The sequence below is a fragment of the uncultured Methanobrevibacter sp. genome (assembly GCF_902788255.1).
GTDB lineage: Archaea > Methanobacteriota > Methanobacteria > Methanobacteriales > Methanobacteriaceae > Methanocatella.
Genome location: NZ_CADAJR010000035.1, coordinates 1 through 23,219, shown reverse-complemented (window position 1 = coordinate 23,219; position 23,219 = coordinate 1). Strand labels below are relative to the sequence as shown.

Genomic DNA, 23,219 nt, shown 5'->3' with positions numbered 1-23,219 from the left:
CTGCTTTTAAATTAAAAATAAAGAAAAAATAGAACGAAAAAAATTTGTGACTCAAAAACTAGCGCAAATTCAAATCACACAAGTTTTTGAAAGAGACTTCAATTAATGGTAAAATTCATCTTTGTGAAACTTTACGGTAATCTGATCTGTAAATGAAAAGAAGATTCTTATTGTTGTTTATTGCCATATCGTAAACGTCATTATAGTTTTCAATATATGTCGCTTTTTTAGTTAATTTTGATTTAATTGAAAAGCCCAGTTCTCCGGTCAAAATTATGTCGGCGGTTAATGTGTTTAAAAAATTAGTTAGTTTTTCCTCATCAATCTCTTCACAGGTAATTCCATAGTCTCCGCCAATTGAGATATAGTAATCATTTAAATTACCAATCATGTTTATAGATTCCTTTATTGCCTCGGTATTCAATCCAGGATTGATTTCTTCAATAACGGTTGAGTTTTCAATTGTTTTCTTGTTGGTTCTCCCGGGAATTCCTTTATAATTTTCAAGGCCTTTGATGATTTTGTCTTCATCGATTTCAAGAGAAAGTCCGGTTAAAACGACTCCGAGAACGTTGCTTGCATGGTGCGGTCCCGGTGCAAAGGTCTTTACTTTCATTTCACCTGAAATATTATTGCCTTTAATGGTTTTGACATCTCTGAAGCATATTTCCAAGGTTGTCTGGTCTAGGGAGTAATTCGCATTTGTGATGAACAGGTTTGATGATGTGTCCGTAAGTGAAAACGTGTTGATGTTGTCATGTCTGACATCCTTGTAGTATTCATCCATTGTCTCTTTTTGAATGCAAACGCACGGACATCTGAAAACTTGCCTTTTGGCTTCAGATGCGGTGCTTTGATTTTTGGCTATTGGATAGTTTTCCACAATATTCAACAGGAGTCCAACATCCCCGATTCCGCTGACTCCAAGGGATGATTCAAAAATTGCCGAATTGTATTTTCTTTTGTTTTCACTTTCGACTTTTCCTTCCGCTATCTCACAGATCGGATTTGCGATTTTATATGCAAGGTCAACTGTTTCCTTGATGTTTGCAGGAGTTATTGATATGTCCTTTTTTAGGATTATCTCCTTTTTGTCATCATATAACAATGCTCCGAGACTTGACAGAATCAGTGGATTTTCATCAATCAGAATCTCTTTAAGCATGAATGTCGAGGTTGTTTTTCCCTTCACTCCTGTGATTTCGACTTTGACGAAATCATCTCCCCAACCTTCAAGCAAATCCTTTACTGCCTCATGATGGGTTTTAAAGGTGTAGTTCAGATGAGGATTATGCTTTCTGATTTTACTGAAAGGCAGGGGCATGTGAATGGGATAGATTACATTCATGTCTCCTTTAAAATTGCTTAAATCATCCAGTTGAATCAATTTAACGCCGTAATTTTGAAGCATTTCTGAATCCTTGCTTTTCAGTGTATTGTATAGGTCATAAGCCAGAACCTTTTCTCCTTTTTTGGATAGGCTGGTGGCTATTTTCACGCCTCCGTGGGTTAAATCGATTACTAGGTTATTCATTTAAGGCACCGGGTGTTGTCGTCTATTCCGCCATCTTTCAGTTTGTCTTTAACCTTTTCATAGAAGTATTTGGAGGATGTTCTGATGAAGTATGCCGGTTTGCGATATTTGTTAAACTTGATTTCCTCTTCGTAATCGGCTTCCTCAGTGATTTGGCCATCCATTACGAATACTGCACTTTTACCCTTTTTAAGCAATTTCACGGTAATTTCACTATTGTCTGACACTACAAACGGCCTTACTCCAAGTTTGTATGGACAGATAGGTATTATAATAAACCCTTCAACCTTCGGATCCACTATAGGTCCTCCGGCAGACATTGAATATGCGGTTGATCCGCTTGGGGTTGAAACGATTAAACCGTCCGCTCTGACTTCCTCGATTATTTCTCCGTCAACCTGAATTTCAAAATGCAGCATCTTTGCTGCCTGATTTGTCATTATCACCACTTCATTCATTGCGGTGAAATTGTGGTTTTCGTGTGAAACTACAAGACGGGTCCTTTTTTCCTTATAGTAGTTTCCTTTTAGGATTTCTCTCAATGCCTCAAAGGTGTCCTTCACTTCAATTTCTGTTAAGAATCCCACTGTTCCCATATTGATGCCGAATAGTGGAATTTCAGGGTTCATTCTGGACTGCGCTCTAAGAAGTGTTCCGTCCCCTCCAAGGATAGTTGCCATGTCACAGTCAAAGTCAAAGAGTTCAGCACTTAACTTTTCATAATCAATGTTTAAATCGATATCGTCAAGCATGTGGGCAACTTCAGGATAGTTTTCCTTTGCGTCCTGCTTGATTTTATCCAATTCTGGATTGTCCTTGAGTTCAACCAATTTTTGTGCCAGTCTCCTTTCGATTACAACTTCGCATCCGCTTGTCAGGACATAGTCTATAATCTTGGCTGCGAAGAGTATAGGCACCTTCTTGTCAATCCTTGAGATGATTCCTATTTTACCGATTATGTCGGCCTGATTGTTATTCAATATGTCAATGATTTCTTTGTGCATTATTTCGTTGTTTGCAGCAACAACGATTGTTTTTTCATAGATGCTCAATACATTGTTGATTTTTTGGCCGTATTTATCGGTTATTATTCCTCCTGCCTCTTCAAGAATCAGCTTTCCGGCCGCAATGTCGATTATTCTACTTCCCCTTAAATCAAGAAAAGCGTCATATTTTCCGCTTGCCACATATGAAAGCTCCAAAACCACACTTCCAAGCACTCTCATACGCCTTGCGCTGTCGACCAGTTTGGAAGCCTCGGATGTTCCTGTCTTTGTAAATCCTCCAAGAGTCATCTGGTTGACTTTTATTACCTTACTAGGTTTTACCTTTTCATTGTTCAGTTTACATCCTTTTCCCTTTTCGGCTTCAAAAAAGTTACCGTTTGCCAGGTTATATAAAAAACCAAGTTCAACATCGTTAATTGTTGCTACACGTCCCTGATTTACGTCGGCAACTGCAATTGAAATCGCATAGGCGGGGATTTCTTTTATTGCGTTGCTGGTTCCATCAACAGGATCAATCAGGAATATGAATTTCGGAATTTCATCTTCCTTCAGGTCGGTTCGTCTCAATTCCTGGGTCAGGACAACGCTTCTTTTTGTTCCCTTTCCAAGTTTCAACTCTCCAACTTCTTCACTGACCAGGTATGATAAAACATCAGCATTCTTTAAAATATTTATGATTTTTTCTTCTGCAACTTGATCGATATATGATGTTGGGGTACCGTCTGCTCCTGTTTTGACTTCGGTTCCTCCCAATTCGGTACCTGCATATTCCCTTACTGCAGGCCCAACTTCTCGTATAATTTTATTTGCTAGTCTTTTTGCAATTTTTCTGGTTTTATCATCCATTTTAATCACTCACGATAGCTAATTCATGAATTTCGGCATTTCCGGTAATCTACAGGAAACTCTAATGAGATTACCTCACCAATTCTTCTCATGTTTTCTGTATTTTCAAAGGCATTAATTGTTGGTCTTTCATCTTTTCGAAACGATGAGTATTCTCATATATCACTTAATTTTAATTATGTTTTTCAATATATAAATAATCTAAAGTATTTAATAAATAATGATTTTGGATTAAAATTTATTTCAATTTCATTTTTGTATTTCACTTTTTAAAAATAGCTTTTTTTATCATTTAAGGTTATTTTTACTATCTATTTTCTGTTTAAGTTTGTATTTTTTGTTTTCAAATTCTATTCAAAATTGCCTATAAACGAATACTTTATATAAAATGGAAAAGATAATTTATATTAATCTAATAATATTCCTTATTATAAGATTAAAAACCGGTTTTTAAATAAAATGGAGGAAAATTAATGTCAACAAAAGTTGTAGAAATTAAAACATTAAAAGTTGGAAAATATATCGTTTTAAACGGAGAAGCTTGTAAAATCATTAGTTACACTACTTCATCTCCGGGTAAACACGGAGCTGCTAAAGCAAGAATTGAAGCTGTTGGAATTTTCGATAATCAAAAAAGAAGTTTAGTTAAACCTGTAGATACTAAAGTAGATACTCCTATCATCGACAAAAGATTAGGACAAGTTATCTCAATCCAAGGTGACAATGTACAAATCATGGATATGGAAAACTATGATACCATTGACTTACCAATGCCTGAAGACTTAAAAGATGAAATCACTGAAGGTAGAGAAGTCGAATACATTGTTGCAATGGGAAATATGAAAATAATGAGAACTAGAGGATCATAAGTTCTCTTTTTTATTTTTCCTTTTTTTAGATACATTATGCTTTTAAATACTTATGAACCATGGAAATTCGCATTTTCTCAAGAAAATGATGAAATAATTGAAAATTCATTTGGAATAATCGGTGTTCCATTTGATAGCACTACTTCTTATCATTCCGGTTCACGTTTAGGACCGATTGTCGTTCGTGAGGCCTCATTCGGTTTTGAAAAATACAATACTATTTTTAATAGAGATTTATCAACTACTTTTTATGATTTCGGTGATGTCAATGTCATTCCGGGAAATTGTGAAAAAACCTGTGAAATCATTGAAGAAACCGTTAATGAACTTTTGGATTTGAATCTAAAGCCAATCATAATTGGAGGTGAACATTCCGCATCCATCGGTGCAATCAGGGCATTAACTGAGAAATATGGAAAGTTAACTGTAGTGCATCTTGATGCCCACAGGGACCTTGCCTTCGAATTCATTGGAGAGAAGTACTCCCATGCTACCGTCATGAGAAGGGCTCATGAGATGGGTGTTGACCTGGTACAGATTGGAATAAGGTCCGCATCTTTGGATGAGGAGGAATTCGTTAAATCCACTTACAATATTCAGACATTTAAGAATAGGGACGTCCACAAGCACATGGATGCCATCGAATATTATCTGATAAATATCGAGGGTCCTATTTACATTTCAATCGATATGGATGTAATTGATCCGGCCATTGCGCCTAGTGTAGGCAATCCCACTCCAGACGGATTGATTATTCATGAAGTTGAATCCATCATTGAAACATTGGCTAATAAGAATATTGTTGGTTTGGATGTTGTTGAAACTGCCACTGACAGATTGGGCGAGAATACTGCTGTCGTTGCGGCTAAGATAATATATGACTTTTTAACATTGGTTAAATGAGTCCTTTTAAAATAATCTAAAATATTTTTTTTTCAAATTTATTTGTTCATGATTAATCGTTAAATTTAATATACTTTTTTTAAATAAATAATAACATCTAACGAATATTTTTTTCGTAGAGGTGTTATATGTTGGACAATTTTTTTAAATTTAAGGAAAATGGGACTGATTTTAAAACTGAAATAATCGCAGGTATCACCACATTCCTTGCTATGGCTTACATTTTAGGTGTAAACCCAGTAATTTTGGCAGATGGTGGAATGCCTGCTACCGGAGTATTTTTTGCAACAGCTGTTGCTTCCGGTATAGCTTGTATAATTATGGGGCTAGTTGCTAAATATCCAGTCGGATTGGCTCCAGGTATGGGACTAAATGCGTTGTTTACTTATACAATCATTTTAACTATGGGAAACACTTGGGAAACTGCACTTGCTGCGGTATTCATTTCAAGCATAATCTTTTTAATAATCACAGTTTCCGGTTTAAGGGAAGCTATTCTAAACATCATTCCACTTGATTTGAAACTCGGTATCGGTGCGGCAATAGGATTTTTCCTGGCATTTTTAGGTCTTAAAGGTGCAGGAATCATCGTAGATGATCCATCCACTTTGGTTTCAATGGGAAGCCTTATGGCTGCTCCAGCACTTCTTGCATTGATTGGTGTTCTTATCACATTGATATTATATGTCAGGAAATTCCCTGCAGCGGTATTTGTAGGTTTGGTCATTACTGCTATTATCGGTGTAATATTTACCGCAGTGGGATTCGGTAAAGGAGACATGTTAATGCCTGCAGTGCCGGCTCATTTCATTACTACTAGTTTTGACCTGTCACTATTCGCCGGATTTATGAAAGGATTTGGACAATTGTTCTCTAATATTCCAAACCTTCTCATGATACTGTTCTCACTTGTGTTCGTTACATTCTTTGATACAACAGGAACCTTGATGGCATTAGGTAAACAATGCGGATTCATTGACGAAGAAGGAAAAGCTGCTGGAATTGAAAATGCATTCCTCGCAGATGCTGTTGGTGGTATTATAGGTGCTATATTCGGTACAAGTACAGTTACAGCATATGTTGAAAGTGCAACAGGTATTGGACTTGGTGGTAAAACCGGTTTGACCGCTATTGTTACCGGTATTTTATTCATTTTATCAATATTCTTTGCACCATTGGTATTAGGATTGTTTACTTCACCTGTTACCTGTGCAGCACTTGTTATTGTAGGTATATTGATGATTGTGCAATTAAAAGAAGTTGAATGGGACAATCTTGTTGTAGCAGCTTCAGTATTCATGACCATTATCATGATGATTTTAACTTACTCCATTTCATTAGGTATTGCTTGGGGATTCGTTGTATATGCAGTCGCTAGCGTCGCCAGTGGAAAAACAAGGGAGTTAAATTGGGGTATCTGGTTAATGGTTATAATATTCCTGATATACTTGTTCTTCGGACTTTAGACTCATGACCATGAGTCTATTTTTTTTCTTTTTTTAAATTATTCTTGATAATTCTTTTCTACTTTGTCAAGATAGTATTTTCCCTTATCTGTGATGCTGTAGAATCTGTATCTTTTGTCTTCCTCATTTAGACATTCAACTAACTCAGCTTCCTTTAATGTTTTCAGATATTTGGAAACATGGTTGCTATTGTCATCAATGTCCTTGCTTATTTTAGATGGTATCTTGTCTTCCTTTTCTAGTGATTTTAGGACTTTGATTCTTTTTTTGGAGCGAGCTAGAAGTGATACAATACTCATGTCGTCTTTATTGCTCATAGTTAGAAATTTTAATTTTAGCTATATAATAGATATCTATATGATATTAGCATGCTAATAGCAATGTTTATATTATGTGTATACTAAAATTATTATTACAAATGGGAGGTAATTAAATGAACAAAAAAATTATTACTTTACTTGCTGTATTTGCAGTAGTTATCTCATTAGCTAGTGTATATGCAGTTGAAACTACAAATCATGATTTTGATGGTTTATTTAAAATGAATGTACCTGTAGATGAAAACTTTACCAATCCTGTTAAAGAAGGACAATTTTCTGCAAAATTAAGCGCTAATGCAGAATATGCTGGACAAAATATTAGTGTTTTCTATTATAATGAATCAAATATGGCTCCTGACTTCAAAGCAGAGAATATTACTGATTATCTACCAAAAATGTTAAAATCTAATTCTGTGTTTATGGATGAACCATCCATTGAAGGAAAAGTATATATTTGGAATAATACTGCTGGCGGGTCTTCAGATGGCCTTTACCTTGTAGGTATTTCTTCAGATGATGCTAAAGAAATGGTTTGTGTGGAAGGAAATAATTTGGATGATTTAAAAAGTTTCATAAATTCTGTGGAATTTTAAATTTTCATGACTAATTTTGGAGGAATTATATGGCGGAATCAAAAGTTTTTAAATTGCCTGAAGGATTTAATGCAAGTTCTGTAGGAAAAGAAGTTGAAAATTTTTTACGGAGTGAAAAAAACTTAACCACTGAAGGTACCCAAACTCCAGATGGCTATTTTGTGCAAGCAAAAGAGCACGAAGGATCAAGCTGGAAAAAGCTTGCAGGTATGACTATGGCAATCCAAGTACAAATAGTTGAAGTTAGTGATACCATAACAGTAAATATTGGAAATGGTGAATGGTCTGATAAAATTGGTGCTGGTGCTGTAGGTATGGTTTTATTTGCTCCTCTTGCAGTTACTGCTGCAGTGGGTGCTTATAATCAGAAAAAATTGCCTAATGAGATATTTGAACATATTGAAAAATTTCTAATAGGTGGAGGCAGTACTGTAATGATGAATTCATTTGGGGCTAACCAAAATCAGATAATGTGTCCTAATTGTAATTCTGCAAATAATAAAGATACAAAATTCTGTGGAAACTGTGGTTCTCCATTAACAGCTACCTGCTCTAATTGTGGTGCCAACGTACCTCTTGGTACAAAGTTTTGTAGTGAATGTGGAAATCCTATGAATGAACCGGATAAAACCTGTCCGGGTTGCGGTGCCGAAGTTGCCCCAGATATGAAATTCTGTGGCGAATGTGGAACTAAAATCGAATAAATTAAATCATAAATTCATCTGATTAATTGCATTAAAATATTGTTAATCATCAGATGAAAATTTTTATCATTGTAGAATCTAACTAAATAGTGGATATTAATTACTGTTCCACTATTAATTCTTCTGCAATGTTTTTTTTTATTTTTAATTTTTATTTATAATTCTTTTCAATTAACAATATCATTAAATATCACCAAAAACATATTTATTATATTAATAAAAAATGGAGCATATTGTTATGAATAAAAGAACTATTGAGCTTTCAGGCCATATTATTGATTCATTGACCTTAACCCGGACAATGGGCATTATTATGGACAAAGGCGGAGAATTTGATATTTTGGAAATTGATGTTGGGCGAAAAAAATCAGACACAAGTCATGCGAAAATCGAAGTATCAGCCAAAACTCCCGAATTGCTTGAATCAATTTTAGATGAATTGTCTGTACTCGGTGCATCTATTGATGATATCAAAGAGGTAAATCTCGTTGCATCAACCAAGGATAAGGTTGCTCCTGAAGGTTTCTATTCATCATCCAATCATACAACCCACATATTTTATAAGGGAAACTGGATTCCTGTTGAAGAAATCGAAATGGACTGTCTGGTTGTTGTTGATGAAGATGAAAATAGGGCTTTTGTCAAACCTATTGCTGAGATTAAGGCCGGCGATAAGATTGTTGTAGGTTTGGATGGTGTTAGGGTTACACCTCCTCACAGGTCACGTGACGAACAGCAAGTCTTTGAGTTCATGAACAGTGAAGTTTCCTCTGAAAAACCTTTAATGAATCTTATCAATGGTATTGCAGAAGAAATGAAGGAAATCAAGGCTAAAGGTGGAAAGATTGGTATCGTTGGGGGACCGGCTATTGTTCACACAGGTTCAGGAAAGTATCTTGCTGAACTTATCAAGGAAGGCTACATTGATGTGATAATGGCAGGTAATGCTTTGGCTACTCACGATATTGAGTCCAATCTCTTCGGTACTTCATTGGGTATTGAAGTTGAAACCGGTAAGATTGTAGCTCATGGTCACACTCATCATATGAGGGCCATCAATAGAATTAACAATTCAGGTTCCATTAGAAAAGCTGTTGAGGACGGTACCTTGACTGGAGGTATCATGTATGAGTGTATCAAAAACGATGTTCCATTTGTACTGGCAGGTTCAATTCGTGACGATGGGCCTTTGCCTGATGTTATCACTGATGTGATTGAGGCACAAAAACTAATGAGAAAGTATGCTCAGGAAGTTGACATGATTTTAATGATTTCAACAATGCTTCATTCAATTGCAACTGGTAACCTGCTTCCTTCAAGAGTTAAAAGTATCTGTGTGGATATCAATCCATCCACAGTTACCAAACTGTCTGACAGGGGAAGTGCACAGGTTGTCGGAATCGTTACTGATATAGGTACGTTCCTGCCACTTCTTTATAATGCTTTAAATGAGGAATAATCATGTCTTTTACAGCGTATATTCTTGATGTTGTGTCTGATACTATTTATCCTGCAAGAATAACAGTTGAAAATGGAATTTTTAAGAAAGTTACTCCAATAATTGTAAATGAAAGGACAATTCTTGATGTACCTGGATTGATGATTCCAGGATTCATAGATTCTCATATTCATATTGAAAGTAGTATGTTAACACCTGCTCAGTTCGCTAAAATTGCAGTTCGCCACGGTACCACTGGCGTTGTTTGCGATCCTCATGAAATAGCTAATGTTATGGGGGTAGCTGGTGTTGACGCAATGATTGAGAATGCTAAACAGGTGCCGTTTAATTTTTATTTCACTGCACCTTCTTGTGTTCCGGCCACTACCTTTGAGACTTCTGGCGCAACTGTGGATTCAGATGATATAGAAGTATTGCTTAAAAAAGAGGAAGTTGTTGCATTGGGAGAAATGATGAATTATCCTGGTGTTATTAATGGTGATCCGGAAGTTCATAGGAAATTGGAGTTGGCCCATGTTTATGGAAAACCTATCGATGGTCATGCGCCATTGGTTTCTCGTGAAGATTTGGATAAATACCTTGAGCCAGGTATAAGTACTGACCATGAATGCAGTACTATTTTAGAAGCTCTTGAGAAAAAGCTTAAAGGTGTCAAAATTATGGCACGTGACGGGTCATCCGCATTGGATATGGAAGAACTTTTCAATGTGGAGGAAGGTAAGAAAAGTATAGAAAATCCAGAATTATTAGGTGTATTTTATACTGATATATTCGAGAATAAAATATACTCTCCGTTATTTGATTTCATAGTCAGTGACGACAAACATCCGGATGATTTAATCAAAGGTCACTTAAATCAATCTGTAAAAAAAGCAATCAGATTAGGAATTGACCCTTTAAAGGCAATTAATATGGTGACTATAAACCCTGCATATCACTATGGCTTAAACTGTGGCGCCATTGTTGAGGGTGCACGAGCGGACTACATAATAGTGGACAGCATATCTAATTTAAACATTAAAAAAACATATATTGCTGGGGAATGTGTCTTCGATGGGGAAAACGTATTATTTGACGTTCCCGATATTGATGCTCACAATAGTATAAATGCATCCAAGAAAACTGCAAGTGACTTTGACATACACTATGATGGTGATGAATGTGAAGTCAATGTAATCGAGTGCATTGACGGGGATTTATTGACCAAGAAAACCACTGCAAAGCTAAAAACCAAGGATGGAATCGTACAATCTAGTCTCATTCAGGATGTCTTGAAAATTGCTGTGGTGGAACGTTATGGAGGTAACGCTGTTGCCAATGCTTTCATTAAAGGGTTTGGTCTTAAAAAAGGTGCTATAGCCTCATCAGTTGCTCATGATTCACATAATATAATCGTTATAGGTTACACTTCAGAGGAAATGGCTCAAGCGGTGAATCAGGTAATTGACAATAAGGGAGGTATAGCTGTTGTCAGTCAAGATTTCACTGATTCATTACCTCTTCCTATTGCTGGTTTGATGTCTAATGATGATGCATATGATGTGGCTGAAAAGGTGGGTGTACTGCATGACATAGTGTCTGCTTTGGGTTGTAGGCTTAAATCCCCATTCATGACAATGGCATTCATGGCATTGCTGGTAATTCCGTCAATTAAAATCTCAGATCAGGGATTGTTTGATGGGGATAATTTTGAATTTATGGATGTAATTATTAATTAAGGTTCAAAACCTTTTTTAATTAATTCTTTTTTTATTTCTTGCATTGCCTTAATGTCTTCTTTTCGACCAACCTTTAAAACAACACGATTTGCTTCTCTAAAATGATTCAGATATTCTTCTTTTTTTGTCTCATCAACCAAATCAAAACGGGTAAAATTGGTTAATGTTTCGATAACATATCCGAAAGCCCTGTTCAATGCCTGGACATTTTCTTTGATTGTCAAATCAACCACACGGGATTTGATGACAATTGCTTCGTCTTTCTTTTTAATCGGATCGCTTTGCTTTATTGCCTCAGTTAATTTTATGACTTCACATTTGAAATAGGCTTTAACTGTTTTAATTGAGCAATCTTCATTGAAATAATCCTGAGGCAAATTGCCGAGTGTTGAAATGGTAAATAATTCAGAATCATGAGTTATATTTACGGTAAACTCCTTTTCACGGATAATGTTGTCTAATGTATGGCTGCCTTTGAAAATTCTATTAATGATTTTATCATTTCCCGCACAAATCACGCCGATTGGCGCAGCATTTTTGCTACCGTCTTTGTTTTTTGTTGTGATTATTGTCTCATACTGTCTGCCCTTTTCCATTCCAATTAAATCTAAATTATTCATAATAAAAAAACCTTTTTATATATTGTTATACAATATATTAATTATAATATTTAATTTTAGGAGTTTAAGCTATGAAATATAAAATGTATGATGAGATGATGGAACAACCTGACTCACTTAGAAGAACTTTTGAAAGTGAAATGTCAACAATGCAAGAAGTTTCAAAATCAATTTCAGATGTTGATAAGGTATATTTAATTGGTTGCGGAAGTTCTATTTCAACTTGCTACAGTGTTAGGGATGCAATAAGAATGTCCAGCACTAATCTAAACATTGAAGTTTACACTGGCTATGAATTTTATTATAATAAGAAATTAGTTGATAATGAAAACTCTATTGCTATTTTCACATCACAATCAGGTGAAACTGCAGATACCCTTGCTTCACTCAGAAGGGCAAACGAATTTAACATACACACAGTTTCAATTTCAAACGAACCTGATAGTTCAATGATTAAAGAAGCTAAAACTCCAATTGTAACTAGATGTGAAACTGAAACCGCAATACTGGGTACCAAAACATATATTACTCAACTTGCCTGTTTATATCAGATTTTATTTTCCGCTTCAGATTATGAAGCAAAAGATGAATTGCTGGCTCAATTAGCCGAAATGCCTGATATCATTGAAGATTTATTGAAAAGCACTGAATATGAAAACAGGTTATTGGCACAGGACTTTAAAAAAGAGGATATCTTTTACTGTTTAGGTTCAGGACCAAACTTCGGTCTTGCCTACAAGCTTGCAATGACAATGCTTATGGAAGGCGCAATCAAACATGCATGTCCAGAATATTCAGCTGAATTCAGACACGGATTGATTGAAAGAGCCGAAAAGGATGTGCCTATCATATTTTTAAGGTCTGATTTTGAATCCGATGAAATTACAGATAAGGCTATTGAATTTTCAGAAAACCTCAAATTAAAATCAATAATCTATGAACTGAAAGACTATGCAGATGTTGACAAGTTATTATCACCATTTGTATTGGTAATTCCTTTGGAATGGTTCATTTACTACTTGGCACATTTCAACGGCGAAGACCCTGGTGCTACCAGACACATTGGTAAAGTCAGGTATTAAGTGTTAATTTTTAAAAAAAAGAAATTTAATGTGGAATCTATTCCACATTTACTTTATGTTTTGGTATAATTAATTTTGGAATAGTTACGATGATTATTCCGTTTGAGAATTTTGCAGTGATGTTTTCTAAATCAATGCTGGTTTCAAATCTTACGGTTTTTACGCATCTGCCTGATTTGATTGAAGATGCAATTAATTCAGCTTCTTCGTCTTCAGCAAATTCTTCAATGTAAGGTTTGAATGTGGTTTCAATGGTTATGTCATTGTCTCCAGCTTCAATTAAAACATCTTCTTTTTCTGCACCAGGAACTGCTGCTTTGATGTAGTAAATGTCTTTGGTTTCTACAAGATCAATGTCTAAAGTTTGGACGGTTGATTTTTTGTAATCTGCATATTTTTTGTCCGCACTTTTTTGCATGTTTTTAATGTAGTCTTTGAATTCATCGATGCTTGTGTATAAATCGTTCATGACATTATCTGCGATGTTTTTGCTTTTCTCTTTTTTGTCCTCGATTTTTTCTTTGGTCTCATCAATTTTTTCTTTGCCTTCATCGATTTTTTCATCGATTTTTTCTTTTTTATCAGAAACTTTTGCTTCAATGGTTTCAGAATCTACCATATTTTTCACGCTCCTTTAGATGAGTTTATTTACAAGTATATTTTAATTACTTTTTGAAGTATATAAATCTATCGATTATTGTAACTAAAAGTTACTAAAATTGATACTTTTTTCTTAATTGGTTTTTGATGCAATAACTGCATCTTTAATTCCAAATGGTGGAGCTTCAATGTTTAAGTCCATATTTTTAACTAGTGCTTCCATTCCTTTTCTTCCACCAGGAATATAATCATATGTGCTTTTTGGGATGAATATTACTCCTCCAACTTGATATATGAGATTATTTTTAGGATGGATTCAACAGCTCTTTCATTGTCCACATTGATTAGGCTATGATTTAAATTTAGAAGGATGTAATCAAAATGCCCATGAAGATTGTTGACATTTTCTGAATTGACTTGTAGGATGTTAACATCGCTAATTTCCTGGTCGGTTATCAGTAATCCGTTTCCATATTTGTCAGTATTCTCAATGATATTTTTAAGGTCATTGATGATCTTTTCTTCATCCAAGTTGTAGTTTTCATCGGCTTCTCTGTTCAACACCAGTTCAAATGCATTTTTTTCAACACTTCTTAAAAATTCAATATCCTCATTAACAACGCTGAAATATTTATGGGCTAAAAAAACAATTCCGCAGCTTGTATTTAAATCTTCAGTCTTTACAAATAGTTCTGTTTCGTTAATGTTGTGTAGTGTAGTGCTGTAATAACTTTTCAGGTAAGTAGACATGTTGGTCATCGGGGATGATTTGGCCAGTATGTCTTCAGGTGCAATAAACAATTTTACGGCTCCATGTCCAACAGGTCTGTAAAATTGTTTTCTTTGTTCTTAAAACCGTTGTGGATTTAAATATGAATCCAAAATGGAATCGGTATCATGTTGGCCGAAAATCTGGTCTAAAAATTCAGTTGTCATGCTTAAACCTGCAGGTCTGCAGTTCACTTCAATTAAAACCGGTCCATTTTCATCAATCATATATTCTCCATGGATTGGACCATATTCGATTCCGATTGCACGGGCTACGTCATAAGCATATTCTATCATTTCAACTTCGCCAAGGTTTAAATTATTCATGGACCTTATGGTGTCATAAACAACTGCTCCCTCTGAGGTTTTAATCTTTTCATATTTCCACATTGAAATCAGGCGTGGAACGCCTTCACATGAAGTTGTGTTTACGATATACTCTTCACCGTTAATTCTTTCCTGAATCAGAAGTTCAGTGAGTTCATCACCATAGGCATTGTGCCTTTTAAACAATTCCTCTAGGGAATTAATTAGTTCCTCTTTGTTCAAACATGTTCGAACTCCAACAGAGCAGAAACTGTATACAGGTTTGATTATGACTTCATTTAATGATTCGGATTCATAAAATTCAATCCCCTCTTCAATTGAAGTTACTACTTTTCCCCTAATGTATCGAAGACCAGCATCTTTAAGTCGTTCATGCATTTTGTCCTTAAGGGTCATAGCATCTAAATTTTCAATTGGTGTACCTAAAAGGTTCAAATCATTAGATAACTTGGTTGTCAGTATGACTCCACGTTCATTTCCCGCAACAATTAGTAACGGATCCAATTCCCTTACCATTTCAAGGGTTTCTTCATAGGTGTCCTTTTCATAAATCAAATTAAAATCATATTTGATTCTATCATAATTTGATTGCATTTTTTTATTATATTCCTCTGAATCTGCTCCACCTGGTTGCAGTTCAAGAACTACTGGTTTATATCCTCTATTGATAATAACCTCAATGTAGTTTGTTCCTGAGGAAATACAGTCAACAACAATGATGTTTCTAATTTCAATTCTTCCCCTAATAATACTCGTCGTCTTCTTCGTCTTCAAAGTTTCTTTCGATTTTTTTTATGGAATCGATTTTTTTGTTTATTTTGTCGATGCCCTCTCCCTCGATTGCAGAAATGAATATTGAGTTTTCCTCATCGTCTATGAATTCCTTAAGGTATTGGGTATCTTCAATCAAATCCATTTTGTTGAACAGGTAAACTACTGGAATTTCTGAAAAGATCTTTTCGATTTGCTTTAAGAGATTGTACTGGTTGTCCATGTGGAAACCGCAGGTTTCTGATGCATCAAAAATAAACAGTATTGCATCGGCAAGATGTTCCAATGCAACGATAGCGTTCATTTCGATATCGTTCATCTCCAGAACAGGTCTGTCTAAAAGCCCTGGAGTGTCAATAATCTGAATGTGTTTCCAGTGGCGTTCGGTATGGCCTATCTGAATACCTTTGGTTGTAAATGGATAATTTGCAACTTGAGGTTCCGCTTCGGTAATCTGTCTTAGAAGTGTGGATTTTCCCACATTTGGAAAGCCCGCAATGACTATGGTTGTCGCATCAAAGTCAATTGTCGGCATGTTTCTCAGGTTCTGTTTTGCAAAATCCAAAAAGTCCAGGTCCTTTTTAATCTTGTTGACAACAGATACGATTCTTCCGTAGGCCTGCTTTTGCAATGCAGTTGCCTTTTCAGAAGGATTTTTTCTGATTTTGGAACCGTATTCCTTTTCAAGTTGAGTAATAATTCCATAAGCCCAATTAAGCCCTCCAAGAGCTTGTTTCATATCGTCCACACCTACTGTAATGTCAATGTAATCCTGATAGAATGGGTGTAGGCTTTCAATTTCAGGTACTGCATCTAAAATTGATTTTAATTTATCTTTAATGACCTGACAAGAAGTGACTACTCTTCTCTCTTCAATTCTTTTTCCTTTCAAATGTTTTGGTATCTTTTGGCTTCTTATTAAGTCCGCTTGTTTTTTACCACGGCTGAATCCCTTGTCTAGAAGTTCATCGGTCGTTGGTATTGTTGGTATCATCATGTTAATCACTATTTAAAAATTTGTCCTTGGAATCTGTAAACGTCACAGCTTTCATCCATCCAGCTGTCTGCGCTTATTCCCGCTTTCATGCATGTGTGTTCTAAAAAGTCTTCAGTGGTGAATGCGTTTTCAACTGCAACCTGTGGAAGCAACAGTCCTCTTGCATAACCTTTCTGGATAATCAGCCCGTCACGGCCTATTTCAATTTCATCAAAGTACTGGTCTGGATGTGCAACTTCTATGATTTCCGGTTTTGTCAGAACTGTAACTTCAAAGTCCAAATCATTAAATTCCTCTTTTTTCAGTTGTGGAAATCTTGGATCGTTGAATGCGGCTGCCAGGGCAACTTCCATAGTTGCGTCAATTGCAGGTTTTATAGGTTCTGCATAACCGATGCATCCTCTCAGATTATGATTTTTGTTCAATGTTACAAATACGCCGAGTTGTTCATCCAGTTCAATAGGGTAACCTTCAGGTTTCACCATGTGTTTTCCGGTTTCTAAAAAATGTTTGATTGTGTCCTTTGAAAGTTCAACCAGGAAATTTCCTGCTCTGTCACTTATCATCTAACCCATTCCTCCTACAAGTGCATTCAGAATTCTTGTATGTGGTCCGCCGTCACCGACAGGCACGGTTTGACCGTCTTTTCCACAGAATCCTACACTTAATTTGAAATCGTTTCCAATTGCATCAATGTTTTTGAGTGTCTCAAGGATGTTTCCGGATAGTGACACGTCCCTTAAAGGTGTTGTGATTTCACCGTTTTCAATCAGATAACCTTCAGCTGCATTGAATTGGAAAATTCCCTTACCGGTATCGACTTGACCTCCTCTTGAACCTTTAAGATACATTCCATGTTCTATGTCCTCGAACAGTTCGTCAACTTCCATATCTCCAGGCTGAAGGTATGTATTGCTCATTCTGACAATTGGCTGGTCTGCAATGAGGGACCTTGCATTTCCGGATGATGACATTCCCAGTTTGGATGAGGTTTCCCTTGAATTTAAAAGTGAAATCAGTTTTCCGTCTTTCACCAATTGATTTGGTTTGGTTTTGATTCCTTCAACGTCATATGGGAAGTATCCGAATCCGTCTTTTCTGCTGGCATCGTCAAAGATGTTTACAATGTCTGACGCAATTTGCTCTCCGAGCTTGTCCTTTAGGATTGAATCGTTTTGAAGAATCAGATCTCCTTCTGTTGCATGTCCCAATGCCTCATGTATAAGCACTCCGGTCAGTTCTGAATCTGCCACAACTGGGAATTGTCCTGATGGTGCAGGTTTTGCATCAAGTAATCTGACTGCTTTTTCACCTATTTTTCTTCCGAACTCTTCGATGTCTGCATCCTTGATAATTTCATAACCTTTAACTCCGCCAAGGCTTCCATGACCGAACTGAATTATTTCACCGTTGGTTGCTGATGCATTCAATGCCATTCTGAGTCTTGATGTTTTGACTTGAATTTCGCTTCCTTCACTGTTCATGAAAAGTTCCTTGACTTCGGAATCAGCATAACTTACGGTGGTACTGTTAACCTTATCTATTGTTGCGGCATCATTTGCCTCTTTCATTATTTCACTTTTCTCTTCAATAGATATGTCCTTGAATGGTATTTTTACATCAACTTCAACTTTATCCTTTATAATGTCACTTTCACTTAATGTCACATCGCCTTTTAGTGAATTGGATAATTTCAATGCAGTTTCAGTAATTTCGTCAATTTTTGATATGTCTGTTGTATATGCAAAACCCCATGCTCCATTATTTAACACTCTAATTCTTGTTCCTAAACTCATTCCAGTGTTAATTTCATCTACATTTCCATCTTTCATTAAAATGGAGGTATTATCGCCCATTCCACATCGGATATCTACGTAATCTACTTTTGGGCTGGTTTTTGCAATAACATTTTCAAATAAATTAATATATTCTTCCATGGTATCACTTAAAAAGATTTATTCATTATTAATTTTATAGTACATAATAAATAAAAGTTTATTAATTAGAATAAATAATATAACAATTGTTAAAAAAATTAGGTGATGCAATGTATATAATTGTAGGAACTGGTGCGGGTGGAGCACTTCTTGCAAGGGAACTTGCAAAAAATGATTTGCCTGTGACCATTCTGGAAAAAGGACCTTATATTAAATCAAAAGACGCATTTGAATATTATGACAAGTACAATGACAGTGTAGATTTATTGACAACCACATGTATTGGCGGAGCAACAATAGTGTCCATGTCAAATATGGTAAGGGCTCTTGATGAGGAACTGCTTGACTATGATGTGGATTTGAGAGAAGCATACGAATATGTTGAAAATCTTGTTGACGTTCATCAGCTTGATGATTCCCACATTGGTGATGGAACACAAAGGTTTTTGGATGCAGGTCGTGAATTGGGTCTTAAAACCATGAAGATGCCGAAGGCGATTCGTGAAGATGATTGTATACAATGCGGAAAATGTGCATTTGGATGTCCGGCTGACGCAAAATGGTCTGGAAAAGACTTTGTTGACGAGGCAGTTGAAGCCGGAGCAACATTGATATGCGAGGCTGATGTATTTGAACTAATCAGTGAAGATGGAAAGATTAAGGGTGTCAAATACATTAAGGATAATCGTGAAGAGGAAATCTATGGGGAAACCGTTGTTTTATCTGCTGGGGCAATCTCATCAGCGCTGATACTTAGAAGTGCTGGAATCAATGCGGGCCGTGAGCTGTTTTTCGATCCGTTCGTTTCCGTTGGAGGATACCTGAAAGACATCAATTTCAATACTGAAGTGCAGATGGCAGGTTTGGTTGTCGGTGAAAATTTCGTTCTTTCACCTCATTTTTCATCATTCATCCGTTCAAACATTCCTGATGATTCCGTCACAGACAAAGACATATTGAGCATCATGGTCAAGACACCTGATGAATGCAAAGGGTATATTGACGATGACGGTGATGTCTACAAGACAAATACAATAACCGATATCAGATATCTAGCGGAAGGTGTGGCTACTGCAGGATTTATTCTGGAAAAGGCAGGTGTTGACCCGAATACCATAGGCTCAACAGTATATCGTGGTGCTCATCCTGGAGGAACCGCGCCTATAGGAAAAATAGTAAACAGCAATCTGGAAACAGAAATTTCCAATCTGTATGTTTGTGATGCAAGTGTACTGCCGATATCTCCTGGAAAACCACCAATATTGACAATACTTGCATTATCCAAAAGATTAGCGGATTATTTAAAGAATTAAAAGAAGATTATTCGAATTGTTTTTCGATATCTTCTGTTTTTATTAATTTTTCACAATAGCGGCATCTGACTACTGGAGGATATTTCTCAATAACGTTGAAAATAGGTGTTATAGGTTCATTCTCGTAGTTTGTGATGCATTTCGGATTGGTACATTTGATGATTGATGTAATCTTGTCCGGAAGAACTATTTTATCTTTTTTTATTGGTTTGAAGTCTCGGATAATGTTAATTGTAGCTTTTGGAGCAATTAAAGCAATCTGATTAAGTTCTTCGTGATCCAATTCTCTGTTTTCAATCTTTACAATGTCTTTTCTTCCAATTTCCGCTGATGAAACATTCATCGCCACTGTAACGTTTGTGGTTTCAGCATCTGGAAGACCTAAAATCTTTAGAATGTGCAATGCATTGTTTGCAGTAATGTGGTCGATTACAGTACCGTTTTCAATAGCTTTAATTTTCAGTTCTGATTTTGTCATTTTAACACCTAATACATTTTCAAATCTTTTATTTTAATTATTGCTTCAGTGTCACTAACTAACTTTTCGGGACTTTTGTTTTTTGTTTGGATGGTGAAACTTTCGATTACCCTTGCACCACGCAACCTTACCTTTTCTTCAAGCCTGTTGACATTGGACTCTCCATTGTTGGCGTCCATTGTGGCAAATAGGATAACGTCCTTTGCCCTTAAGTCACATCTGTCGATTATGGTCAGGATTGCAGGTGTAGGATTTCCGTTCCATGTTGGGGTTCCAAAATAGACTGTGTCGTATCCTGTCAGATCTACTTTGGCAGGGACAATGTCAGTTTTTGCTTCTCTAAATGCACTTATTGAAGCAAATATTCTGTTTTTAAAACCTTCACGGTTTTTTAAATCATAAATTCTAAACAAATCTGCATTTAAGTTTTTAGCTAATGTTTTTGCAACCAAATCGGTTGTTCCACCTTGTGAGTAATAGATAATTGCTTTTGGCATTGTTGTCTCCTAAGGATGAAGACCTAAATGTCTTAATCCTAATGTTTCGTCAATTCCAAGAATTATGTTCATGTTCTGGATTGCCTGGCCTGATGCCCCTTTGACAAGGTTGTCAATGCAGGACAGCATTACAAGTCTTCCGGTTTCATCTATTTCGAATCCGCCAATATGAACAAAGTTGGAACCACGAACTGAACTTAGGTGAGGAATTTCTCCTTCATCCATCAATTTGATGAAGTATTCTTCTCCATATTCATTTTCGTATAGTTTTCTGATTTCTTCTGGTGTAATGTCTAAATTATCTTCATTTAAAAAGCTGTGGCTTGTAGTTTGGATTCCACGGTTGACTGGTACGAGATGTGGAGTGAATGACACTTTCACATCATCAAATCCGTGCAGTTCCTGTTGGATTTCGGACATGTGTCTGTGGGATGAAATCTTGTATGGATTTACGTTGTCTGCAATGTTCGGGTAATGAGTTGTTGCAGATGGATTGACTCCGGCTCCGCTTACTCCGGTTTTTGAATCAATGATGATTCTGTCGACCAAATCATTTTTGACCAATGGGTATGAGGATAGAATCGCTCCGGTTGGGAAACATCCTGGATTTGCAACAAGATTTGCCTTTTTAATCTCGTCCCTGTATAATTCAGGAAGTCCGAAGGCACCCTTATGTTCCTTGTCTGTGTGTTCCATGCCGTACCATTTCTCATAAACGGCAGTGTCACGGTAACGGTAGTCTCCGCTTAAGTCAACCACTTTCATTCCAGCATCTAAAAGTTCAGGAACAATCTTCATTGATGCTCCGTGAGGGGTTGCGGTAAATGCCACATCCACATCCAAATCGCCTGGACTTTTGTTGGTAAATACGAGTCCTGAATCCCTTACATGAGGGTGGATTTTATGTGCTGGGACACCATCGTATTGTCTTGAAGTGATGTCTGTCACTTCCACTTCAGGATGGTTTGAAAGCATTCTTAAAAGTTCTCCACCAGTATATCCACTTGCTCCTATAATTGCTACTTTAAACATTTCATAATCTCCTAATCTTCACAATGATCCATAATTTTTCCTTTAAAATCGGTATTTTGAATTTTTCTAATGATTTTACAGCTGCTGTCAAGTTCACAGTCACGGTACTTTTCAATACGGACCGCTTTGGCCTTCAGGCCCCTCTTGTCGATGGCAGCCTGCAGCTTGTCAATGTCATGATTCTGATCTGCTCCCACGGTGATGATGTCTGGGTCTATTTCACGCACAATCTTAAAGACATCTCCATTTGCATCACCTAAAAAAGCGTCAGTTACGGGCTTTAGCATTTTAATCAGTTCCAATCTTTGGTCCTCACCGACAATGGGAACTCTTTTTCTTCTCTCAACTGTTGCATCACGTGCAACTACAACATAAAGCTCAGCATCTTCTCCACCAAGTTTTCTGGACTCTTCAAGGTAAACGCCATGTCCCGGGTGGAGTATGTCGAATGTTCCGGTCGCCATTATCTTCATTTTATATCCTCTTTTGGTATTTTAAAGCTTCAGTTAAATCAATCTTATCCTTATAAAGTGCAGAACCGATAACAACTCCTTCCACACCGCTTTTATTCAATAATTTAATGTCATCAATTGTTGTAATTCCTCCGGAATAAACAATCGGTAAATCCACAGATTTTTTAAGGTTCTCTACAGGTTCTGTGTAAAATCCTCCCAAAAGCCCTTCAACATCAACGTTTGTAAATAGGATGCTTCCCGCTCCATGCTCCTTGAATTCCTGTGAAAGCTCCACGGGGCTTTTGTCTATCTTTTCCTGCCATCCCTTAATGACCACCTTGTTGTCCTTGCTGTCAAGTGAAATCATTATCCTGTCTGAACCGTATTCCTCGGACAGTTCAGTAATTGTTTCAGGCTGTTGAATTCCCATTGTTCCAATTATCAATCTTTCAATATCAAGGTCCAATAATTGCTGTGCATATTCAACACTTCTGATTCCTCCGCCAAGTTGTATCGGCACAGAAACCTCATTAAGGATTTTTTTGATGATGTCAAAGCTTGCAACACCATTGATTGTTCCATCCAAATCAATAACATGGATGTTTTTAGCTCCCAAATCCTCCCAGTGTTTTGCAACTTTTTCCGGGTTTTCTATTTCAACCATTTCACTTCCTGGTTCGCCCTGTACAAGCTGGACACATTTTCCGTTTTTTATGTCCACAGCGGGCATTATTAACATTTCGTCTTTATTGAATGACATTTGGATTTTCCTGTAATATTTTATTATAGTATAACTATATGTTTTGAAATGTTTTATATGTATTGTTTATCTAATGATGCAAGAATACCATGACCTCTTCAAGGTCGTGGATGAATTGCATTAAATGAGGGGGGTTAGATAGGATTGGACGATTGCTCGTCCG

General features: G+C 36.4%; 24 protein-coding genes. 9 read left to right on the top strand and 15 right to left on the bottom strand.

The window, feature by feature from the left end:
• Window positions 1-115: 115 nt before the first annotated feature.
• Window positions 116-1,534, bottom strand: coding sequence for a coenzyme F430 synthase (gene cfbE / locus QZV03_RS09810; RefSeq protein WP_296876338.1), 1,419 nt, complete (start codon window positions 1,532-1,534; stop codon window positions 116-118).
• Window positions 1,531-3,387 carry a bifunctional NADP phosphatase/NAD kinase gene (locus QZV03_RS09805; protein WP_296876335.1) on the bottom strand — a complete coding sequence of 619 codons (1,857 nt, stop codon included), beginning with the start codon at window positions 3,385-3,387 and terminating at the stop codon, window positions 1,531-1,533. Before QZV03_RS09805 ends, cfbE begins: the two co-directional genes overlap by 4 nt.
• Before the next feature lie 473 nt (window positions 3,388-3,860).
• Here QZV03_RS09805 and QZV03_RS09800 point away from each other — a divergent pair, with 473 nt between their 5' ends.
• From QZV03_RS09800 to QZV03_RS09790, 3 genes are all read left to right on the top strand, one after another.
• The gene (locus QZV03_RS09800) at window positions 3,861-4,256 is read left to right on the top strand and encodes a translation initiation factor IF-5A (RefSeq protein ID WP_296876334.1); all 396 of its coding nucleotides are present in this window, start codon (window positions 3,861-3,863) and stop codon (window positions 4,254-4,256) included.
• A gap of 36 nt (window positions 4,257-4,292) precedes the next feature.
• Window positions 4,293-5,159, top strand: coding sequence for an agmatinase (gene speB, locus QZV03_RS09795; RefSeq protein WP_296876332.1), 867 nt, complete (start codon window positions 4,293-4,295; stop codon window positions 5,157-5,159).
• A gap of 128 nt (window positions 5,160-5,287) precedes the next feature.
• A complete protein-coding gene (locus QZV03_RS09790; RefSeq protein ID WP_296876330.1) occupies window positions 5,288-6,625 on the top strand; it encodes an NCS2 family permease in 1,338 nt (445 codons plus the stop codon).
• A 38-nt stretch (window positions 6,626-6,663) separates the two neighbouring features.
• Here QZV03_RS09790 and QZV03_RS09785 read toward each other — a convergent pair whose 3' ends face one another.
• The gene (locus tag QZV03_RS09785) at window positions 6,664-6,942 is read right to left on the bottom strand and encodes a helix-turn-helix transcriptional regulator (protein WP_296876328.1); all 279 of its coding nucleotides are present in this window, start codon (window positions 6,940-6,942) and stop codon (window positions 6,664-6,666) included.
• Between the two features lie 116 nt (window positions 6,943-7,058).
• On the opposite strand from QZV03_RS09785, the gene QZV03_RS09780 reads away from it, so the two are divergent.
• The 4 genes from QZV03_RS09780 to ade all read left to right on the top strand — a co-directional run bounded on the left by QZV03_RS09780 (window position 7,059) and on the right by ade (window position 11,419).
• Window positions 7,059-7,538 carry a hypothetical protein gene (locus tag QZV03_RS09780; RefSeq protein WP_296876326.1) on the top strand — a complete coding sequence of 160 codons (480 nt, stop codon included), beginning with the start codon at window positions 7,059-7,061 and terminating at the stop codon, window positions 7,536-7,538.
• Window positions 7,539-7,567: 29 nt separating this feature from the next.
• Window positions 7,568-8,242, top strand: a complete 675-nt coding sequence (locus QZV03_RS09775; protein ID WP_296876324.1) for a zinc ribbon domain-containing protein — start codon at window positions 7,568-7,570, stop codon at window positions 8,240-8,242.
• Between the two features lie 238 nt (window positions 8,243-8,480).
• Window positions 8,481-9,701, top strand: a complete 1,221-nt coding sequence (locus QZV03_RS09770) for a TIGR00300 family protein (protein WP_296876323.1) — start codon at window positions 8,481-8,483, stop codon at window positions 9,699-9,701.
• Window positions 9,702-9,703: 2 nt separating this feature from the next.
• Window positions 9,704-11,419 (top strand): adenine deaminase, encoded by a 1,716-nt coding sequence (ade, locus tag QZV03_RS09765; RefSeq protein ID WP_296876321.1) that lies wholly within the window; start codon window positions 9,704-9,706, stop codon window positions 11,417-11,419.
• On the opposite strand, the gene QZV03_RS09760 is transcribed toward ade, so the two are convergent.
• Window positions 11,416-12,039: a DUF447 domain-containing protein gene (locus QZV03_RS09760; RefSeq protein WP_296876319.1), complete on the bottom strand. Its 624-nt coding sequence runs from the start codon at window positions 12,037-12,039 to the stop codon at window positions 11,416-11,418. The genes ade and QZV03_RS09760 overlap by 4 nt on opposite strands.
• A gap of 71 nt (window positions 12,040-12,110) precedes the next feature.
• On the opposite strand from QZV03_RS09760, the gene QZV03_RS09755 reads away from it, so the two are divergent.
• Window positions 12,111-13,121, top strand: coding sequence for an SIS domain-containing protein (locus QZV03_RS09755; protein ID WP_296876317.1), 1,011 nt, complete (start codon window positions 12,111-12,113; stop codon window positions 13,119-13,121).
• Between the two features lie 37 nt (window positions 13,122-13,158).
• Here the strand turns inward: QZV03_RS09755 and QZV03_RS09750 are convergent, their stop codons facing one another.
• From QZV03_RS09750 to QZV03_RS09725, 6 genes are all read right to left on the bottom strand, one after another.
• A complete protein-coding gene (locus tag QZV03_RS09750) occupies window positions 13,159-13,740 on the bottom strand; it encodes an Hsp20/alpha crystallin family protein (protein ID WP_296876315.1) in 582 nt (193 codons plus the stop codon).
• 254 nt (window positions 13,741-13,994) lie between these two features.
• Window positions 13,995-14,522: a hypothetical protein gene (locus tag QZV03_RS09745; RefSeq protein WP_296876313.1), complete on the bottom strand. Its 528-nt coding sequence runs from the start codon at window positions 14,520-14,522 to the stop codon at window positions 13,995-13,997.
• Between the two features lie 48 nt (window positions 14,523-14,570).
• Window positions 14,571-15,590 (bottom strand): ATP-grasp domain-containing protein, encoded by a 1,020-nt coding sequence (locus tag QZV03_RS09740; protein ID WP_296876311.1) that lies wholly within the window; start codon window positions 15,588-15,590, stop codon window positions 14,571-14,573.
• Window positions 15,559-16,584 (bottom strand): NOG1 family protein, encoded by a 1,026-nt coding sequence (locus tag QZV03_RS09735; protein WP_296876309.1) that lies wholly within the window; start codon window positions 16,582-16,584, stop codon window positions 15,559-15,561. The genes QZV03_RS09740 and QZV03_RS09735 overlap by 32 nt, the downstream gene beginning before the upstream one ends.
• Window positions 16,585-16,592: 8 nt before the next feature.
• On the bottom strand, window positions 16,593-17,150 hold the full coding sequence (locus QZV03_RS09730; protein WP_296876307.1) for a TIGR00296 family protein: 558 nt from the start codon (window positions 17,148-17,150) through the stop codon (window positions 16,593-16,595).
• Entirely contained in the window at window positions 17,151-18,521 is a 1,371-nt protein-coding gene (locus QZV03_RS09725) for a TldD/PmbA family protein (RefSeq protein WP_296876304.1), read from the bottom strand. It lies immediately after the preceding gene.
• A 110-nt stretch (window positions 18,522-18,631) separates the two neighbouring features.
• Here QZV03_RS09725 and QZV03_RS09720 point away from each other — a divergent pair, with 110 nt between their 5' ends.
• Window positions 18,632-19,834 carry a GMC family oxidoreductase N-terminal domain-containing protein gene (locus tag QZV03_RS09720; protein ID WP_296876303.1) on the top strand — a complete coding sequence of 401 codons (1,203 nt, stop codon included), beginning with the start codon at window positions 18,632-18,634 and terminating at the stop codon, window positions 19,832-19,834.
• Between the two features lie 7 nt (window positions 19,835-19,841).
• On the opposite strand, the gene pyrI is transcribed toward QZV03_RS09720, so the two are convergent.
• Genes pyrI through hisA form a run of 5 tightly spaced genes read right to left on the bottom strand, consistent with a single transcriptional unit; the run spans window position 19,842 to window position 23,056 of the window.
• Window positions 19,842-20,312 (bottom strand): aspartate carbamoyltransferase regulatory subunit, encoded by a 471-nt coding sequence (pyrI, locus tag QZV03_RS09715; protein WP_296876301.1) that lies wholly within the window; start codon window positions 20,310-20,312, stop codon window positions 19,842-19,844.
• Window positions 20,313-20,320: 8 nt separating this feature from the next.
• Window positions 20,321-20,809: a flavodoxin gene (locus QZV03_RS09710; RefSeq protein ID WP_296876299.1), complete on the bottom strand. Its 489-nt coding sequence runs from the start codon at window positions 20,807-20,809 to the stop codon at window positions 20,321-20,323.
• A gap of 9 nt (window positions 20,810-20,818) precedes the next feature.
• Entirely contained in the window at window positions 20,819-21,841 is a 1,023-nt protein-coding gene (gene argC / locus QZV03_RS09705) for an N-acetyl-gamma-glutamyl-phosphate reductase (RefSeq protein WP_296876297.1), read from the bottom strand.
• Between the two features lie 11 nt (window positions 21,842-21,852).
• Window positions 21,853-22,314 (bottom strand): FAD synthase, encoded by a 462-nt coding sequence (locus QZV03_RS09700; protein ID WP_296876295.1) that lies wholly within the window; start codon window positions 22,312-22,314, stop codon window positions 21,853-21,855.
• Window position 22,315: 1 nt separating this feature from the next.
• Complete coding sequence (gene hisA / locus QZV03_RS09695; protein WP_296876293.1) at window positions 22,316-23,056, bottom strand: 1-(5-phosphoribosyl)-5-[(5-phosphoribosylamino)methylideneamino]imidazole-4-carboxamide isomerase; 741 nt, start codon at window positions 23,054-23,056, stop codon at window positions 22,316-22,318.
• Between the last annotated feature and the right edge of the window lie 163 nt (window positions 23,057-23,219).

Excerpts from the sequence above, each read along its gene's own strand:
- cfbE (WP_296876338.1), bottom strand. The coding sequence starts at position 1,534 with ATGAATAACCTAGTAATCGATTTAACCCACGGAGGCGTGAAAATAGCC.
- QZV03_RS09805 (WP_296876335.1), bottom strand. The coding sequence starts at position 3,387 with ATGGATGATAAAACCAGAAAAATTGCAAAAAGACTAGCAAATAAAATT.
- QZV03_RS09800 (WP_296876334.1), top strand. The coding sequence starts at position 3,861 with ATGTCAACAAAAGTTGTAGAAATTAAAACATTAAAAGTTGGAAAATAT.
- speB (WP_296876332.1), top strand. The coding sequence starts at position 4,293 with ATGCTTTTAAATACTTATGAACCATGGAAATTCGCATTTTCTCAAGAA.
- QZV03_RS09790 (WP_296876330.1), top strand. The coding sequence starts at position 5,288 with ATGTTGGACAATTTTTTTAAATTTAAGGAAAATGGGACTGATTTTAAA.
- QZV03_RS09785 (WP_296876328.1), bottom strand. The coding sequence starts at position 6,942 with ATGAGCAATAAAGACGACATGAGTATTGTATCACTTCTAGCTCGCTCC.
- QZV03_RS09780 (WP_296876326.1), top strand. The coding sequence starts at position 7,059 with ATGAACAAAAAAATTATTACTTTACTTGCTGTATTTGCAGTAGTTATC.
- QZV03_RS09775 (WP_296876324.1), top strand. The coding sequence starts at position 7,568 with ATGGCGGAATCAAAAGTTTTTAAATTGCCTGAAGGATTTAATGCAAGT.
- QZV03_RS09770 (WP_296876323.1), top strand. The coding sequence starts at position 8,481 with ATGAATAAAAGAACTATTGAGCTTTCAGGCCATATTATTGATTCATTG.
- ade (WP_296876321.1), top strand. The coding sequence starts at position 9,704 with ATGTCTTTTACAGCGTATATTCTTGATGTTGTGTCTGATACTATTTAT.
- QZV03_RS09760 (WP_296876319.1), bottom strand. The coding sequence starts at position 12,039 with ATGAATAATTTAGATTTAATTGGAATGGAAAAGGGCAGACAGTATGAG.
- QZV03_RS09755 (WP_296876317.1), top strand. The coding sequence starts at position 12,111 with ATGAAATATAAAATGTATGATGAGATGATGGAACAACCTGACTCACTT.
- QZV03_RS09750 (WP_296876315.1), bottom strand. The coding sequence starts at position 13,740 with ATGGTAGATTCTGAAACCATTGAAGCAAAAGTTTCTGATAAAAAAGAA.
- QZV03_RS09735 (WP_296876309.1), bottom strand. The coding sequence starts at position 16,584 with ATGATGATACCAACAATACCAACGACCGATGAACTTCTAGACAAGGGA.
- QZV03_RS09730 (WP_296876307.1), bottom strand. The coding sequence starts at position 17,150 with ATGATAAGTGACAGAGCAGGAAATTTCCTGGTTGAACTTTCAAAGGAC.
- QZV03_RS09725 (WP_296876304.1), bottom strand. The coding sequence starts at position 18,521 with ATGGAAGAATATATTAATTTATTTGAAAATGTTATTGCAAAAACCAGC.
- QZV03_RS09720 (WP_296876303.1), top strand. The coding sequence starts at position 18,632 with ATGTATATAATTGTAGGAACTGGTGCGGGTGGAGCACTTCTTGCAAGG.
- pyrI (WP_296876301.1), bottom strand. The coding sequence starts at position 20,312 with ATGACAAAATCAGAACTGAAAATTAAAGCTATTGAAAACGGTACTGTA.
- QZV03_RS09710 (WP_296876299.1), bottom strand. The coding sequence starts at position 20,809 with ATGCCAAAAGCAATTATCTATTACTCACAAGGTGGAACAACCGATTTG.
- argC (WP_296876297.1), bottom strand. The coding sequence starts at position 21,841 with ATGTTTAAAGTAGCAATTATAGGAGCAAGTGGATATACTGGTGGAGAA.
- QZV03_RS09700 (WP_296876295.1), bottom strand. The coding sequence starts at position 22,314 with ATGAAGATAATGGCGACCGGAACATTCGACATACTCCACCCGGGACAT.
- hisA (WP_296876293.1), bottom strand. The coding sequence starts at position 23,056 with ATGTCATTCAATAAAGACGAAATGTTAATAATGCCCGCTGTGGACATA.